Origin of the sequence: Streptomyces sp. C1-1, assembly GCF_050214755.1 — a bacterium.
In the GTDB taxonomy this organism is placed as follows: domain Bacteria; phylum Actinomycetota; class Actinomycetes; order Streptomycetales; family Streptomycetaceae; genus Streptomyces.
In genome coordinates, this window is the sequence record NZ_CP189826.1 from 2,916,480 (window position 1) to 2,931,524 (window position 15,045).

Here is a 15,045-nt window from a genome sequence, read left to right on the forward strand (position 1 = left end):
ACTCCCTTGTTCCGTCGGTGAGTTGCTGGGATCAGCCCTTGACCGCGCCGAGCATCACGCCCGAGACGAAGTAGCGCTGGACGAAGGGGTACACGCAGATGATCGGCAGCGCGGTGAGCACGATGGCGACCGCCTGGATGCTGGCGCCGACCTGGCTGAGCTGCTCGGTGCTGGCGCCGGCGTTGCCGCCTCCGGTGGCGCCCGCGATGAGGTTGCGCAGGTAGACGGTGACCGGCATCAGGTCCGTGCTGTCCATGTAGAGGAACGCGCTGAACCAGGAGTTCCAGAAGGACACCGAGTAGAAGAGCACCATCGTCGCCACGACCGCCTTGGACAGCGGCAGCACGATCCTGAGGAGGATGCCGTAGGTGCTCAGGCCGTCGATCTGCGCGGCCTCCTCCAGTTCGGTCGGCAGGCTCTCGAAGAAGGTCTTCATCACCAGGAGGTTGAACACGCTGATCGCGTTCGGCAGCGCGATCGCCCACACAGTGTTCTTCAGGCCGAGGGAGGTGACCAGGATGTAGTTGGGGATCAGGCCGCCGGTGAAGAACATGGTGAACACGGCGACGCCGACGAGTACGGTGCGCCCGCGCAGGTGCTTCTTGGACAGCACGTAGGCGTAGCAGGTCGTCAGGACCATGGCGACGGCCGTCGAGACGAGCGTGTAGAAGACGGTGTTGCCGTAGTCGCGCCAGAACATCGAGTCGTGGAAGACGATCCGGTACGTGGTGAGGTTCAGCCCCTTGGGCCACAGGGTCACTTCGCCGGCCCGGATCTGCCGCTCGCCGCTGAAGGAGCGGGCGAGGATGTTGACGAAGGGGTACAGGGTCACCACCACGACGAGGGTCAGGAAGACCCCGTTGACGCCCTGGAAGACCCGGTAGGAACGGCTCGGCCTCACCACAGGCTGGTCCCCACTGTGCGGCGCGAGAGCTGGTTGGCGGCAGTGATCAGGACCAGCCCGATGACCGCCTCGAACAGGCCGATGGCGGCGGCGTAGCTGAAGCTGTTGGACTCGACGCCCGCCCGGTAGACGTACGTCGAGATCACGTCGGCGGTCGGGTAGGTCAGCGGGTTGTAGAGCAGCAGGACCTTCTCGAAGCCGACCGCCATGAAGGTGCCGATGTTGAGGATCAGCAGCGTGATCATGGTGGGGCGGATGCCGGGCAGGGTGACGTGCCAGATCTGCTGCCGGCGATTGGCGCCGTCGATGCGCGCGGCCTCGTACAGGTCCTCGTCGATCGTGGTGAGCGCGGCGAGGTAGAGGATCGTGCCCCAGCCTGCCGTCTGCCAGATCTCGGAGCCGACGTAGACGGTGCGGAACCAGTCGGGTTCCTGGATGAAGCGGATCGGGTCGTGGCCGAGCAGGCCGAGGACGTGGTTGACCGGGCCGTCGGTGGCGAGCATCTGCATCGTGACGCCCGCGACGATCACGATGGACAGGAAGTGCGGAAGGTACGACACCGACTGCACGAACCGCTTCAGCGAGCGTCGGCGCACCTCGTTCAGCAGCAGCGCGAGGACGATCGGGATCGGGAAGCAGAAGACGAGCGTGAGCCCGCCGAGCCACAGCGTGTTGCGGAACACCTGCCAGAAGGTCGGGTCGCTGAGGAACATGCGCACATAGCGCAGGCCCACCCACTCCTCGCCGAACATCGAGCCGCCGGGCTCGAAGCGCCGGAAGGCGATGACGTTGCCGATCATCGGCAGATAGCGGAAGACCAGGAAGAACAGCAGCGGCAGGACGGCGAGCGAGTACAGCTGCCAGTCGCGGCGCAGTGCCCGGCGCCGGCCGCCGCGCCGGGCCGGCCGGGCCATGGACTCCGGTGCTTTCCGGGGGCCCGGCGGAGGGCCCGTCTTGGTGGTGGTGCTCATGCTCGGTCCTCTCGTGGGGGCGGAGAAGTGGCCGAAACTTTCGAGCTCTTACCGGTAACTTGGCGCAACTTAGAGGCTGTTAGAAAGCGCTGTCAATGGGTGCCGCAGCAGTCTTCTGGGACAGATGACGGGAGTTGCAACGTGCGGGCCGCTGGGTAGGACCTCCGCAAGTTTCCATGACCCGTCCGACTCCTGCGAGGTGGCCGTGCCCGCGTTCGACCTGCCGCTGACCGAGCTGGAGCGCCACCGTCCGGCCGTCGAGGAGCCCGCCGACTTCGACGCGTTCTGGCTCGGCACACTCGAAGAGGCCGCCCGCTCGGAGCCGTTGGCGACCGTGACCCCGGTGCGGACCGGCCTGCGGCTGACGGAGACCTGGGACGTGGCCTTCAGGGGCTTCGCGGGCGATCCGGTGCGCGCCTGGTTCAGCCGGCCGGCCGGGATGCGCGACGCCCTTCCCGCGGTCGTCGAGTACGCCGGGTACGGACGTGGCCGCGGCCTCCCGCACGAGCGGCTGACCTGGGTGAACGCCGGATACGCACATCTGCTCATGGACAACCGCGGCCAGGGCGACCAGTACGGCTGCGGCGGCGACACCCCGGACCCGTGGGCGGGCTCCTCGCCGGGCGGCCCGGGCGCGGCGGCGCGCGGCCTGCTCGCGCCGCGCGACTACCACTACCGTCGGCTGATCACGGACGCGGTGCGCGCGGTCGCGGCGGTGCGCGCCCTGCCGGGGGTGGACGGCAGCCGGGTCGCGGCCGTCGGGAACAGCCAGGGCGGCGGACTCGCCCTGGCCGTCGCGGGGCTGGTGCCGGACCTCGCGGCGGTCCTGGTCACCGCCCCCTTCCTGTGCGGCGTCCGGCGCGCCCTGGACCTCACCGACGCCGGTCCGTACGGCGAGATCGCGGCCTACCTCACCGTCCACCGCGGCGCCGAGACGGCCGCGTACCGCACCCTCTCCTACATGGAGGGGATCTCCTTCGCGCGCCGCGCCCACGCCCCGGCCCACTTCGGGGTCGGCCTGCGCGACACGGTGTGTCCGCCGAGCGGGGCGTACGCGGCCTTCAACCGGTATGCGGAACTGAACGGCGCGGACCCCCACAAGGAGATCCGCGCCTATCCCCACAACGGCCACGAGGGCGGCGACGCGGTGCACGTGCGCCGCCAACTCGACTGGCTGGCCGCCCGCTTGGAGGTCAGCCGGTCGCGAGGGTGAACACGTGCAGGTCCGCGTTCTGCGGCAGCCTCACGCTCGCAATGGTCTTCCCCTCCGGTGCCGTGAAGGGCTTGGTGGCGAAGACGTACGTCGCCACCGGGTCCTTGTCGGCGCCGGCGACATTGCGGTACGCGGTCCTGGCGACGACCTCGTTGCCGTACTGGACGGTGCCGCCGCCTCCGCCGACGGTCCAGTCGGTGAAGGACAGGTCGACGGTGTCGGTGCCGCCGTCGGAGTAGGTGACGGTGGCCCGGGTCTGCTGGTTGCCGTTGACGGCGCTGCCGATGAAGGACAACTTGGCCGCGGGTGCCGGGAGTCGGATGGTCTGCCCGGCCGCGGAGACGTTGTCCGGGCGGCCGCTCGGGGAGTCGGGCCAGGTGAAGGCGAGGCCCTGCGCCGTGCCCTGTCCGCCCGGAGTGAGCCCGGCCGCCGCGAGGGCCTGGCGGGAGTAGCTCCAGCCGCCGCCGTCGTAGTCGGCCTCGTCGTGGTCGCCCTCGTCGTCGGATACGCCGGTGTTGTCGTAGGCGGCGAGCAGGGTGCCGGGGGCCGCGACGGTCAGGGAGACGGGCTGCTCGTAGGAGGTGCCCTGCGAGGTGACGGTGACCTTGACGTCGTAGAAGCCCTGTCTCATGTCCGCCGCCGAGGTGAGGGTGATCTCCTGTTTCCCGTCGGTGACCGTTCCCTGGGCGGGGGTCGCGGTGATCCCGTCCGGCGTCTGGACCTCGAACCGCACCTCGGGGCCCGCACCCCCGCTCATCGACAGCGCGCGGATGCCGACCTTCGCGCTCCCGCCCGGCGCGACGGTCGCCGTGGTCGGACCGACGCCGATCTGGTACGGCTGCTCGCCCGCCCGGAAGGAGGGCGGCGCGTCGGACGGGTCGCCGCCCCAGGTCCTGTCCGGCGTACCGGAGAGCGTGTAGTCAAGCCGCCCGCCGTCCCGTACGAACGACGCCGGCAGCCAGGGCCGGGCGCTGGTACGGCCGTCGACCTTCAGCGAGGTGATGTACGGGGCGTCGGCGGCTGCGCCCGCCGCCCGGACGGAGATGTCGTTGCCGTGCGGGCGGTCGATCTCGATGCGCGGGAACAGCGGTGACGCCAGGACGAGTTCGGCGCGTGAGGGGACCTGGGGGTACATGCCGAGGGCGGAGAAGACGTACCAGGAGGACATCGCGCCGAGGTCGTCGTTGCCGGGGATGCCACCGGGCTGGGTGGACCACAGCTGCCTCATCGCCGCGCGGACGGTCTCCTGCGTCCTGTACGGGGCGCCCGCGTAGGCGTACAGGTAGGGCACGTTGATCGACGGTTCGTTGTCCAGCTCGGACTTGTCGCCGCCCCCGCCGGTGAAGGACCAGCTGCCGTCGTCGTCGTGGAAGAAGGAGTCCAGCCTGGCCAGCGCCTTGTCCTTGCCGCCCATCGCCGCGAAGAGTCCGGCCGGGTCGTGCTGGACCATCCAGGTGTACTGGGCGGCGGTGCCCTCGACGAAGCCGTTGCCGGTGGAGGGCGTGAAGCCGGTGACCCAGCTGCCGTCCGCCTTGCGGTTGGCGATGTAGCCGCCGGTGGGGTCGGCGGCGACGTTGAAGTTGTTCTGCCACCACTGGGCGCGCCCGGCGAAGGCCGCCGCCGTGTCCTTCTCCCCCACCGCGGACGCGAGTTGGGAGAGCGAGAAGTCGGCGCCGGACATCTCCAGGGTTTCCGCGGCGCCGCCCCAGGCGTTCGAGACGGACGGCATGTAGTGCAGCTTCAGGTACTTGTCCAAGGAGGGGCGCTGGCCGACCGACAGCACGGGCTTGCCGGCCGGGGACAGGTCCTGCTCGGTCGCCACGGTGGCCGCCCGGACCAGCGACCTCAGCGCGCCGCGCAGGTCGAAGTCCGTGCCGCCGAAGGCGCGGATGCCGGCCAGGGTGGTCGGGGACGGGTCGCCGTTCATGACGTGCGTGCCGCTCGCGCCGTGCAGCCAGCGGTCCCAGACGCCGCCGTTCTGCCCTGCGAGTTCGTACAGCGACTGGGCGATGTCGGACCCGGTCCGCGGGTCGAGGAGGGTGAGCAGCTGCACCTGGTCGCGGTAGACGTCCCAGCCGGAGAAGGTGCCGTACTGCGCCCGGTGGCCGCCACCGACCCTGTGCACCTCGCCGTCGCTGCCGCGGTAGCGGCGGTCGGCGTCGCTGATGACGTTCGGGTGGAGCAGGGAGTGGTAGAGCGCGGTGTAGAAGGTGGTGCGCTCGTCGTCGGTGCCGCCGCCGACGCGGACGGCGTCCAGCCGGTCGCGCCAGGCCCGGCGGGCAGCGTCCCGCACCGCGTCGAAGGAGCGGTGCGGGGGGTTCTCGGCGGCGAGGTTCGCCTCGGCTCCCGCCCGGCTGACGTAGGAGATACCGACCTTGACGCCGACCGGGCCGTCACCGGGCGCGAACTCGACGTAGCCGCCCGCCCCCTTGCCGGCGACGGGCCGGCCGCCGTGGGAGAAGCCGCCGGTGCCGCCGGAGGCCGAGGTCGAGCCCGGGTTCAGCGTGTCGTCCTGCCAGGTGCCGGTCGCCTTGAACGCGCGGTCGAAGCGGGCGGTGAAGTACAGCGTGTAGTAGGCGCGTTGGCCTTCGGGGTCGAGATAGCCGCAGAAGTTCCCGGAGGTCACCGAACCGGAGACGGTACGGGTCTTCGGGTCGATGGTGACCGAGGAATCGGTGGAGCCCACCTCGGAGTTGGCGGTGCGGATGAGCAGGGAGGCCGGTTTGTCGGCGGGGTAGGTGAAGCGGGCCGAGCCGGTGCGCGCCGTGGCCGTCAGATCGGCCGTGACACCCGAGGCGAGGCCGACCTTGTAGTGGCCGGGCTCGGCCTTCTCGTCGGCGTGGCGGAAGTCGGAGGCGTAGACGGCGTCCTTGGTGTCGGCGGCGGGCGAGGAGGTGACCTCACCGGCGTAGGGGAAGAACGGGATGTCTCCGGAGCCGCCCGCGCAGCCCGTGCCGGACATGTGGGTGAGACTGAAGCCTCTGATGCGGGTGGCGTCGTACTGGTAGCCGCCCGGTGCGGCGGTGCGGGTGGCGTCGCCTCTGGTGTTCTCGGGGCTGAAGGAGAACATGCCGAACGGGGTGACGGCGCCCGGGAAGACATCGCCGCCGTTCTTGGTGCCGATGAGCGGATCGACGTACGGGCTGGGGTCCTTGAGCAGTTCGGGGGGTGCGGCGGTGGCCGCCAGGGCGGGCGTGGCACCGGTGACCGCCAGAACGGCGGCCAGCAGCAGGGACGCAGGGCGCAGGCGCATGACGCGGCCCCTCCTCCTTCGGACGGGTCGCGCACCACAGGTCGCACAAGCCGCAGGGACAGTAGCGTGCGTCACGCGTACCACGGAAGAGTGCGTACGCGGATGGGGGCGCACCGGAAGGGCATCCGTACGGGTCAACTTGGCAGGCCAACTCGATTGACAGCGTTGTCGGTTGACGCGGTAGAGTCATGCGCAGACCAATAGACAACGTTGTCGTCGTCGCACCGCGGCATCGCCACAAGCCAGCACCATCCGGACAGGTACTCCCCCGGCCTGGCCGGCTCGCGGACCCGGTGGAGCGCCATGCCGCCACCGGGTCCGCCCCGAGCCGAACGTTCGCCGGGTCAACCGACCTGGCAGGGGAGGGTCGTCGCCGTATCACCCCCGTCGCCCTGGACGACGTACCCGAAGGTCGCACTCTGTCCGGGGCTCAGTGATCCGTTCCAGTCGGCGTTGTGGACCATCACGCCCTGGCCGGTGTAGGTCGCGTTGCCGTTCCACAGGCTCGCCACCGACTGGCCGCCCGGCAGCGTGAAGTCGACCATCCAGCCCAGCATGGGGACGTCGCCGGTGTTGGTGACGGTGACCTCGGACTGGTAGCCGCCGCTCCAGCTGCCCGTGGTCCTGCGGGTGGCGGAGCAGGCGCCCGGAACGGGGTCGGTGGGGTTGCCCGGGTCGTGGATGCCGGTCACCTCGCCGTGGCCGCCGTCGAAGACGACGTCGGAGCAGGAGTAGAAGGTCTCGGCGCTGTCCGAGCGTTGCCAGACCATGTAGACGATGTGGCGCCCGGACTTGTTGTCGGGGAGCTTGCCGGACCATGAGTAGTTGGCCTCGACCGTGCCCGGGGTGCCGTTCAGCGGCGGGTGGTCGATCGTGAGGAACGGCTTGTCCTCGATGTCGTTCCAGGTGAGCGGCTTGGTCGGGTCGAAGCCGTCCTTGGTGATGTAGACGTAGAACCAACCTGGGTGCGCCGCCCAGGCGTTGTAGGAGAAGTCGACGGTCGCACCCGAGGTGAGATGGGTGAGCGGCCAGTCGTTGCGCGGGAGGTCGAAGCCGGTGAAGTTGGGGTTGCCGCCGCTGCACAGCTCGCCGTCCGGGACGAAGCCTCGGGTGCGTCCGGCGCCGTCGGAGCGCAGCACGGAGAACCAGTTGTAGAACGGCGTGGTTCCGCTGACCTGTTGGGCGGCCTTGCACGCCGGATTGACCGGCTTGATCTCACCGGTGTCGGTGAGGCCGTCCTGCCAGCACAGGAAGGTGCGGCTGCCGGGTTTCATGGGGGTGCCGTGCGCCTCCGCCCTGCCGCCCGCGGTGACGAGGAGGGCGAGGGCCGGGAACGTGGCGAGGAGGGAGACCAGGACGAGGAAGAGGGCGCGGGTGCGTCCCGAGGACGCCGATCGACCCGTTCTCATTTTTGGCAGGATCATGACAGATGCAATCCTTCGCGTACGACCGTACGGATGCGGGTGCGGGGTGCGCGTAAGCCGTCGAGCGGGGTGCGCGTGAGGCGTCGAGCGGGGTGGGAACGGCCCCGTGGGCGGCGGGTTCCGGTCCGTCACCATATGGGAGCGCTCCCACCCTGCCTGTGGGGGAAGTTAGCGCTGTCGGGCCCGCTTGTAAACGCCCGACGCGGCCGGCCACTCGAATACGACACCGCACCAACCGCCGCACCGCCCGACAGCCGCCGCCGCGAGCCCCGTGACGGCTTGGGACGGCTTGGGACGGCTTGGGACCGCGACCGCATGGACGCCTCTAGTGCACGGCATGGGTGCCGGCGGGCGACTCCACCGTGAACGTGGGCTCCAGCAGCGGGAGTCGGGCGGTGAACTCGGTTCGGCCCGGGGTGCTTTCCACGTCGATCCGGCCTCCGTGCGCCGAGACGACGGCTCTGACGACCGCCAGCCCCAGTCCCGATCCGCCCTTCGTTCCCGGGGACCGGGTCCGGGAGGAGCCGGCGCGGGTGAAGGGTTCGAAGACCGTCGGCAACAGTTCGGGCGCGATCCCCGGCCCGTCGTCCCGCACCCGCACCACGCACCGCTCCCCCGTCGCCTCGACCTCGACCGCCACCGTCGTGCCGGCAGGCGTGTGCATACGCGCGTTGGCCAGCAGGTTGGCGAGCGCCTGGTGGAGCCTGGCCCGGTCCCCGACGACGAGGGCGGGCGCGTCGTCGAGACGCAGCGCGAGCTGCCAGTGGTGGCCGTCGTCCGACGCCCGGGCCTGCCACACCGCCTCGGCGGCGACGGCCGCGAGATCGACCTCGGCCTGCTCCAGGGGCCGGCCCCCGTCAAGCCGGGCCAGCAACAGCAGGTCCTCCACCAGCCCTGTCATCCGCGCCGACTCCGCCGACACCGTTCGCCAGGCCAGCACCGGCTCGACCCGGTCCGTGCCGCGGTTCATCAGCTCCGCGTAGCCGGCGATGGAGGCGAGCGGGGTGCGCAGTTCGTGGCCGGCGTCGGCCAGGAAGCGCCGCATGCGTTCCTCACCGCGCTGCCGCTCGGCGAGGGAGGTCTCCACATGGTCGATCATCCGGTTGAGGGCGGCCGCGACCTGGCCGGCCTCGCTGCCGGAGTCGGCGTCCCGGACGGGGACCCGGGTCAGGCCGGTGACCTCGCCGTGGTCCAGCGGGATGCGGGTGACCGCGGCCGCGGTGGCGGCGACCCGGCCCAGGGGGCGCAGTTGCCGCCGTATGACCACCGCGCAGGCGACGGCCGCGACCGCCAGACCGGCCGCCGCCACCGCGGCCTCGGCCGCCACCAGTCCGCCGATCATGTGCCGGACGTCGCCCATCGGCAGTCCGGCCAGGACGCGTACGTCGCCCGACCGCGCGGCGGCGATCCGGTAGACGCCGAGTCCGGGCACGGTACGGGTGTGCTCGGACCCGTCGGTCGCGATGTCCCGCAGGGCGGCGCGCTGGGCCGCGGTCAGGTTCCGCGGTGGGGCGTCCTGGCTGACGACGGCCGCCGACACCACGCCGCCGTCCGCGTCCAGCCGGGCGGCGAGCATCCCGGCGGGATGGCCGTTCTCGGTGAGGAAGGACAGACTCGCCCGGTCGTTCGGAGTGAGCTCGGCCCCGCCCAGGCTGCGGGCGACCTCGTCGCCGACCCGATCGTCCAACTCACCCATGAGAGAGGAGCATTGGAAGAGGACCGTGGTGCCGGCCATCGCGGCGCACACGGCGACCAGGGTGGCGGTGACGAAGAGCAGCAGACGCGTGCGCAGGGAGCGGCCGCGCGGGCGGGCGGTCATCGGCCGTCCCTCGCGGGCCTGACGGCGTGGCGCGCGACGGGGCGGCGGCCGTCGGCGAAGGGATCGTCGCCCCTTGGAGCGGCGGGGGCGGGCAGCGCGTCGGTGAGCGTGGGCCCGCCGGTGACGACGAGCGCGCGGACGCGGTGACCGGTACGGGACCCCAGGGTGCCTGACATGTCTCGATACTGTCCCGGTCCGCTGTCGGAACCCTGTGTTCAGCCTGAGGGTGGGTGATGACATCGGGCGGATACGGCGGAAGGGCCGCACCCCCGACATACGGGGATACGGCCCTTCCGGTGCTCAACCGGCCTGCCGTACCGCTTACTTGCGGATCAGGCTGCGCAGCACGTACTGCATGATGCCGCCGTTGCGGTAGTAGTCGGCCTCACCGGGGGTGTCGATGCGGACGACCGCGTCGAACTCGACGCCCGTGTCGGTGGTGACCTTCACCGTGCGCGGGGTGGTGCCGTTGTTCAGCTCCTCGACGCCGGTGAAGGAGAAGGTCTCCTCGCCGGTCAGGCCGAGGGACTGCGCCGAGGCGCCCTCCGGGAACTGCAGCGGCAGGACGCCCATGCCGATGAGGTTCGAGCGGTGGATGCGCTCGTAGGACTCGGCGATGACGGCCTTGACGCCCAGGAGCGCGGTGCCCTTGGCCGCCCAGTCGCGGGACGAGCCGGAGCCGTACTCCTTGCCGGCCAGGACGACCAGCGGGATGCCCTGCTCGATGTAGTTGCGGGAGGCGTCGTAGATGAACGACACCGGACCGCCGTCCTGGGTGAAGTCGCGGGTGTAGCCGCCCTCGGTACCCGGCGCGATCTGGTTGCGCAGGCGGATGTTGGCGAACGTGCCGCGGATCATGACCTCGTGGTTGCCTCGGCGGGAGCCGTAGGAGTTGAAGTCACGACGCTCCACACCGTGCTCGGTGAGGTACTTGCCGGCCGGGGTGTCGGCCTTGATGGCGCCGGCCGGGGAGATGTGGTCGGTGGTGACCGAGTCGCCCAGCTTGGCGAGGACGCGGGCGCCCGTGATGTCGGAGACCGGGGTGGTCTCCATCGTCATGCCCTCGAAGTACGGGGGCTTGCGGACGTAGGTCGACTCGGCGTCCCACTCGAAGGTGTTGCCGGTCGGGATCGGCAGGGCCTGCCACTGGGCGTCGCCCGCGAAGACGTCGGCGTAGGACTTGTTGAACATGTCCTCACCGATGGCGTTCGCCACGACGTCGTTCACCTCGGCCTCGGAGGGCCAGATGTCCTTGAGGTGGACCGGGTTGCCGTCCTGGTCGATGCCCAGGGCGTCCTTGGTGATGTCCACCTTCATGGAGCCCGCGATGGCGTACGCGACGACCAGCGGCGGGGAGGCCAGGTAGTTCATCTTGACGTCGGGGTTGATCCGGCCCTCGAAGTTGCGGTTGCCGGAGAGGACCGAGGTCACGGCGAGGTCGTGGTCGTTGACCGCCTTGGAGACCTCCTCCGGCAGCGGGCCGGAGTTGCCGATGCAGGTGGTGCAGCCGTAACCGACCAGGTTGAAGCCGACCTTGTCGAGGTAGGGGGTCAGCCCCGCCTTGTCGAAGTAGTCGGTGACGACCTTGGAGCCCGGGGCGAGGGTGGTCTTGACCCACGGCTTGCGGGTCAGGCCCTTCTCGACCGCCTTCTTGGCCACCAGGGCGGCGGCGACCATGACGTACGGGTTCGAGGTGTTGGTGCAGGAGGTGATGGCCGCGACCGTCACCGCGCCGTGGTCGATCTCGTACGTCGAACCGTCGGGGGCGGTCACGGTGACCGGGTTGGACGGGGCGCCGTTCGGGGCGACGGCCGGGGCGTCGGAGGCCGGGAAGGACTCCTTGCCGGACTCGTCGACGCCGTCGACGTAGTTGCGGACGTCCTGCTTGAACTGCTCGGCGGCGTTGGCGAGGACGATGCGGTCCTGCGGGCGCTTCGGGCCGGCGATGGAGGGGACGACCGTGGAGAGGTCGAGCTCCAGCTTCTCGGAGAAGTCCGGCTCGGCCTTCGGGTCCAGCCAGAGGCCCTGCTGCTTGGCGTACGCCTCGACGAGCGCGAGCTGCTGCTCGGAGCGGCCGGTGAGCTTCAGGTACTTGATGGTCTCGTCGTCGATCGGGAAGATCGCGGCGGTGGAGCCGAACTCCGGCGACATGTTGCCGATGGTGGCGCGGTTGGCGAGGCTCGTCGCCGCCACACCCTCGCCGTAGAACTCGACGAACTTGCCGACGACACCGTGCTTGCGGAGCATCTCGGTGATGGTGAGCACGAGGTCGGTGGCGGTGGTGCCGGCGGGGAGCTCCCCGGTCAGCTTGAAGCCGACGACGCGCGGGATGAGCATGGAGACCGGCTGGCCGAGCATGGCGGCCTCGGCCTCGATGCCGCCGACACCCCAGCCCAGCACACCGAGGCCGTTGACCATGGTGGTGTGCGAGTCGGTGCCGACGAGGGTGTCGGGGTAGGCCTGGCCACCGCGGACCATGACCGTGCGGGCCAGGTGCTCGATGTTCACCTGGTGGACAATGCCCGTGCCCGGCGGGACGACCTTGAAGTCGTCGAACGCGGTCTGGCCCCAGCGCAGGAACTGGTAGCGCTCGCGGTTGCGGCCGTACTCCAGCTCGACGTTCTGCGCGAAGGCCTCGTGGGTGCCGAACTTGTCGGCGATGACGGAGTGGTCGATGACCAGCTCGGCCGGGGAGAGCGGGTTGACCTTCGCGGGGTCGCCGCCGAGCTCCTTGACGGCCTCACGCATGGTCGCGAGGTCCACGACGCAGGGCACGCCGGTGAAGTCCTGCATGATCACGCGGGCCGGCGTGAACTGGATCTCCTGGCTGGGCTGGGCCTGCGAGTCCCAGTTGCCGAGGGCGCGGATGTGGTCGGCGGTGATGTTCGCGCCGTCCTCCGTGCGGAGCAGGTTCTCCAGCAGGACCTTGAGGCTGTACGGCAGCCGGGCCGAGCCCTCCACCTTGTCCAGCCGGAAGATCTCGTACGACTCGTCGCCCACCTGCAGCGTGCTGCGGGCGTCGAAGCTGTTCGCCGACACGACAGTCTCCTTCATTGATGTGCGCGTACCACCACGATCCTGCCGCCACGGCATCTCGGCCGATCCGCTAAGGTAAGGCTAAGTTAGGTAACCCTTAGTGCCAGACTCGATGGCGGCGTGCGACTGCGGTGCTCCTCGGCAGATATCTCGATGTCGAGATAACTCTAGTACATGGGGGCGGGATGGTCATGCCCGGACCCGGCCCCGTCTTGCCACGATCAGGCGGCACGAGCCATCAGCGCGCCGACTCGGGGTAGCCGGGAGATGTCATGCACCCAGTGAAAGGAGGCGCGATGCCCCTCACGTTCCGCAAGAGCTTCCGGATCCTTCCCGGAGTGCGGCTGAACATCAACCGGCACTCGTGGTCCATCACCACCGGCGGCAAGCACGGGCCGCGGCACACGCACAGCAGCACCGGACGTCGTACGACATCGATGGATTTGCCCGGACCTTTCGGGTGGCGGCGTACCCGTACGGAGAGGCGGGGTTGACGGGGCATCACCCGAACGGACCCCCCGGGATGCCCCATCTCATATCTGAGATAGCCTCAACCTCATGTCAGACGACTACCTCGTACGCATCGGCAAGCTCATCCGTGACGCCCGGCAACACCGAGGCTGGACACAGGCGCAACTCGCGGAAGCGCTCGGCACCAGTCAGAGCGCGGTCAACCGCATCGAGCGCGGGAACCAGAACATCAGCCTTGAGATGATCGCCCGAATCGGTGAAGCCCTGGAGAGCGAGATCGTCTCCTTGGGCTACGCGGGTCCGATGCATCTGCGGGTGGTCGGCGACCGTCGGCTGTCCGGGGCCATCGACGTCAAGACGAGCAAGAACGCGTGCGTGGCGCTGCTGTGTGCGTCCCTGCTCAACAAGGGACGCACCGTGCTGCGCCGCGTCGCGCGGATCGAGGAGGTCTACCGGCTGCTGGAGGTCCTCAACTCCATCGGCGTGAAGACCCGCTGGGTCAACGGCGGGGTCGACCTGGAGATCGTGCCGCCGGCCGAGCTGGACATGGGGGCGATCGACGCCGACGCGGCCGTGCGGACGCGGTCCATCATCATGTTCCTCGGTCCGCTGCTGCACCGGATGGACCGCTTCAAGCTGCCGTACGCCGGCGGCTGCGACCTCGGCACCCGGACCATCGAGCCGCACATGATCGCGCTGCGCCGGTTCGGGCTGGACGTCGCCGCCACCGAGGGCCAGTACCACGCCCAGGTGGACCGGGGCGTGCGGCCCGACCGCCCGATCGTGCTGACCGAGCGCGGGGACACGGTCACCGAGAACGCGCTGCTGGCCGCCGCCCGGCACGACGGTGTCACCGTCATCCGCAACGCCTCCTCCAACTACATGGTCCAGGACCTGTGCTTCTTCCTGGAGACGCTCGGCGTGCGGGTCGAGGGCATCGGCACCACGACCCTCACCGTGCACGGCGTGCCCGACATCGACGTCGACGTCGACTACTCCCCCTCCGAGGACCCGGTCGAGGCGATGAGTCTGCTGGCCGCGGCCGTCGTCACCGAGTCGGAGCTGACGGTGCGCCGGGTGCCGATCGAGTTCCTGGAGATCGAGCTCGCCGTGCTGGAGGAGATGGGTCTCGACCACGACCGCACGCCGGAGTACTTCGCCGACAACGGCCGCACCCGGCTGGTGGACCTGACCGTCCGGCCCTCCAAGCTCGAGGCCCCGATCGACAAGATCCACCCCATGCCCTTCCCGGGCCTGAACATCGACAACGTCCCGTTCTTCGCGGCGATTGCGGCAGTCGCCCAGGGCAAGACCCTGATCCACGACTGGGTCTACGACAACCGCGCGATCTACCTGACGGACCTCAACCGCCTCGGCGGCCGCCTCCAACTCCTCGACCCGCACCGGGTGCTGGTCGAGGGCCCGACGCGCTGGCGGGCCGCCGAGATGATGTGCCCGCCGGCCCTGCGGCCCGCCGTGGTCGTCCTGCTGGCGATGATGGCGGCCGAGGGCACGTCCGTCCTGCGGAACGTCTACGTCATCAACCGCGGCTACGAGGACCTCGCCGAGCGCCTGAACTCCATCGGGGCGCAGATCGAGATCTTCCGGGACATCTGACAGGTGAGGGGGCGCCCCGATCGGGGGCGCCCCCTCGCGTCGCGCTGTTACTCACTTTCGGGTGACGGCGTTCTCGCCGCCGGGGTGGCGGAGGCTGGCGGACGGATGCCACATTCCAGTGTTCCCAATGACCTTGCGCCCGATATGCCGTCAACATGGCGCATTCGGGGGATTGATGGTCGATACAGCCGACAGTTATGGATATCTGTCGGATCTGTAATGAACCCTCACGTATCCCCCACCGGACAGGGGGTTCGGTGCAGGGTGTGGATGCGCGGCCGACCGGTCGCCACCCGCACAACGCACGTCGACGACCTGCGGTTTCATCACCGTGGTC

General features: G+C 69.9%; 10 protein-coding genes. 3 read left to right on the forward strand and 7 right to left on the reverse strand.

Annotation, left to right across the window (positions count from 1 at the left end):
* Positions 1-31: 31 nt before the first annotated feature.
* On the reverse strand, positions 32-904 hold the full coding sequence (locus ACQF4J_RS13200; RefSeq protein ID WP_351799410.1) for a carbohydrate ABC transporter permease: 873 nt from the start codon (positions 902-904) through the stop codon (positions 32-34).
* Complete coding sequence (locus ACQF4J_RS13205) at positions 898-1,875, reverse strand: ABC transporter permease (RefSeq protein WP_351799407.1); 978 nt, start codon at positions 1,873-1,875, stop codon at positions 898-900. Before ACQF4J_RS13205 ends, ACQF4J_RS13200 begins: the two co-directional genes overlap by 7 nt.
* 205 nt (positions 1,876-2,080) lie before the next feature.
* Here ACQF4J_RS13205 and ACQF4J_RS13210 point away from each other — a divergent pair, with 205 nt between their 5' ends.
* Positions 2,081-3,088 (forward strand): acetylxylan esterase, encoded by a 1,008-nt coding sequence (locus ACQF4J_RS13210; RefSeq protein WP_351799405.1) that lies wholly within the window; start codon positions 2,081-2,083, stop codon positions 3,086-3,088.
* Here ACQF4J_RS13210 and ACQF4J_RS13215 read toward each other — a convergent pair.
* The 5 genes from ACQF4J_RS13215 to acnA all read right to left on the reverse strand — a co-directional run bounded on the left by ACQF4J_RS13215 (position 3,069) and on the right by acnA (position 12,623).
* The gene (locus ACQF4J_RS13215) at positions 3,069-6,341 is read right to left on the reverse strand and encodes a GH92 family glycosyl hydrolase (RefSeq protein ID WP_427165680.1); all 3,273 of its coding nucleotides are present in this window, start codon (positions 6,339-6,341) and stop codon (positions 3,069-3,071) included. The two genes, ACQF4J_RS13210 and ACQF4J_RS13215, sit on opposite strands and share 20 nt — an antisense overlap.
* 344 nt (positions 6,342-6,685) lie before the next feature.
* Positions 6,686-7,750 (reverse strand): lytic polysaccharide monooxygenase, encoded by a 1,065-nt coding sequence (locus ACQF4J_RS13220; protein ID WP_351562956.1) that lies wholly within the window; start codon positions 7,748-7,750, stop codon positions 6,686-6,688.
* Between the two features lie 340 nt (positions 7,751-8,090).
* A complete protein-coding gene (locus ACQF4J_RS13225; protein ID WP_427165681.1) occupies positions 8,091-9,584 on the reverse strand; it encodes a sensor histidine kinase in 1,494 nt (497 codons plus the stop codon).
* Positions 9,581-9,760, reverse strand: a complete 180-nt coding sequence (locus ACQF4J_RS13230; protein ID WP_351562936.1) for a hypothetical protein — start codon at positions 9,758-9,760, stop codon at positions 9,581-9,583. The genes ACQF4J_RS13225 and ACQF4J_RS13230 overlap by 4 nt, the downstream gene beginning before the upstream one ends.
* A 145-nt stretch (positions 9,761-9,905) precedes the next feature.
* On the reverse strand, positions 9,906-12,623 hold the full coding sequence (gene acnA, locus ACQF4J_RS13235) for an aconitate hydratase AcnA (protein ID WP_351562934.1): 2,718 nt from the start codon (positions 12,621-12,623) through the stop codon (positions 9,906-9,908).
* A gap of 293 nt (positions 12,624-12,916) precedes the next feature.
* On the opposite strand from acnA, the gene ACQF4J_RS13240 reads away from it, so the two are divergent.
* The gene (locus tag ACQF4J_RS13240; protein WP_079077882.1) at positions 12,917-13,114 is read left to right on the forward strand and encodes a DUF4236 domain-containing protein; all 198 of its coding nucleotides are present in this window, start codon (positions 12,917-12,919) and stop codon (positions 13,112-13,114) included.
* Between the two features lie 64 nt (positions 13,115-13,178).
* Positions 13,179-14,708 carry a helix-turn-helix domain-containing protein gene (locus ACQF4J_RS13245; RefSeq protein WP_351799397.1) on the forward strand — a complete coding sequence of 510 codons (1,530 nt, stop codon included), beginning with the start codon at positions 13,179-13,181 and terminating at the stop codon, positions 14,706-14,708.
* The last annotated feature ends 337 nt before the right edge of the window (positions 14,709-15,045 follow it).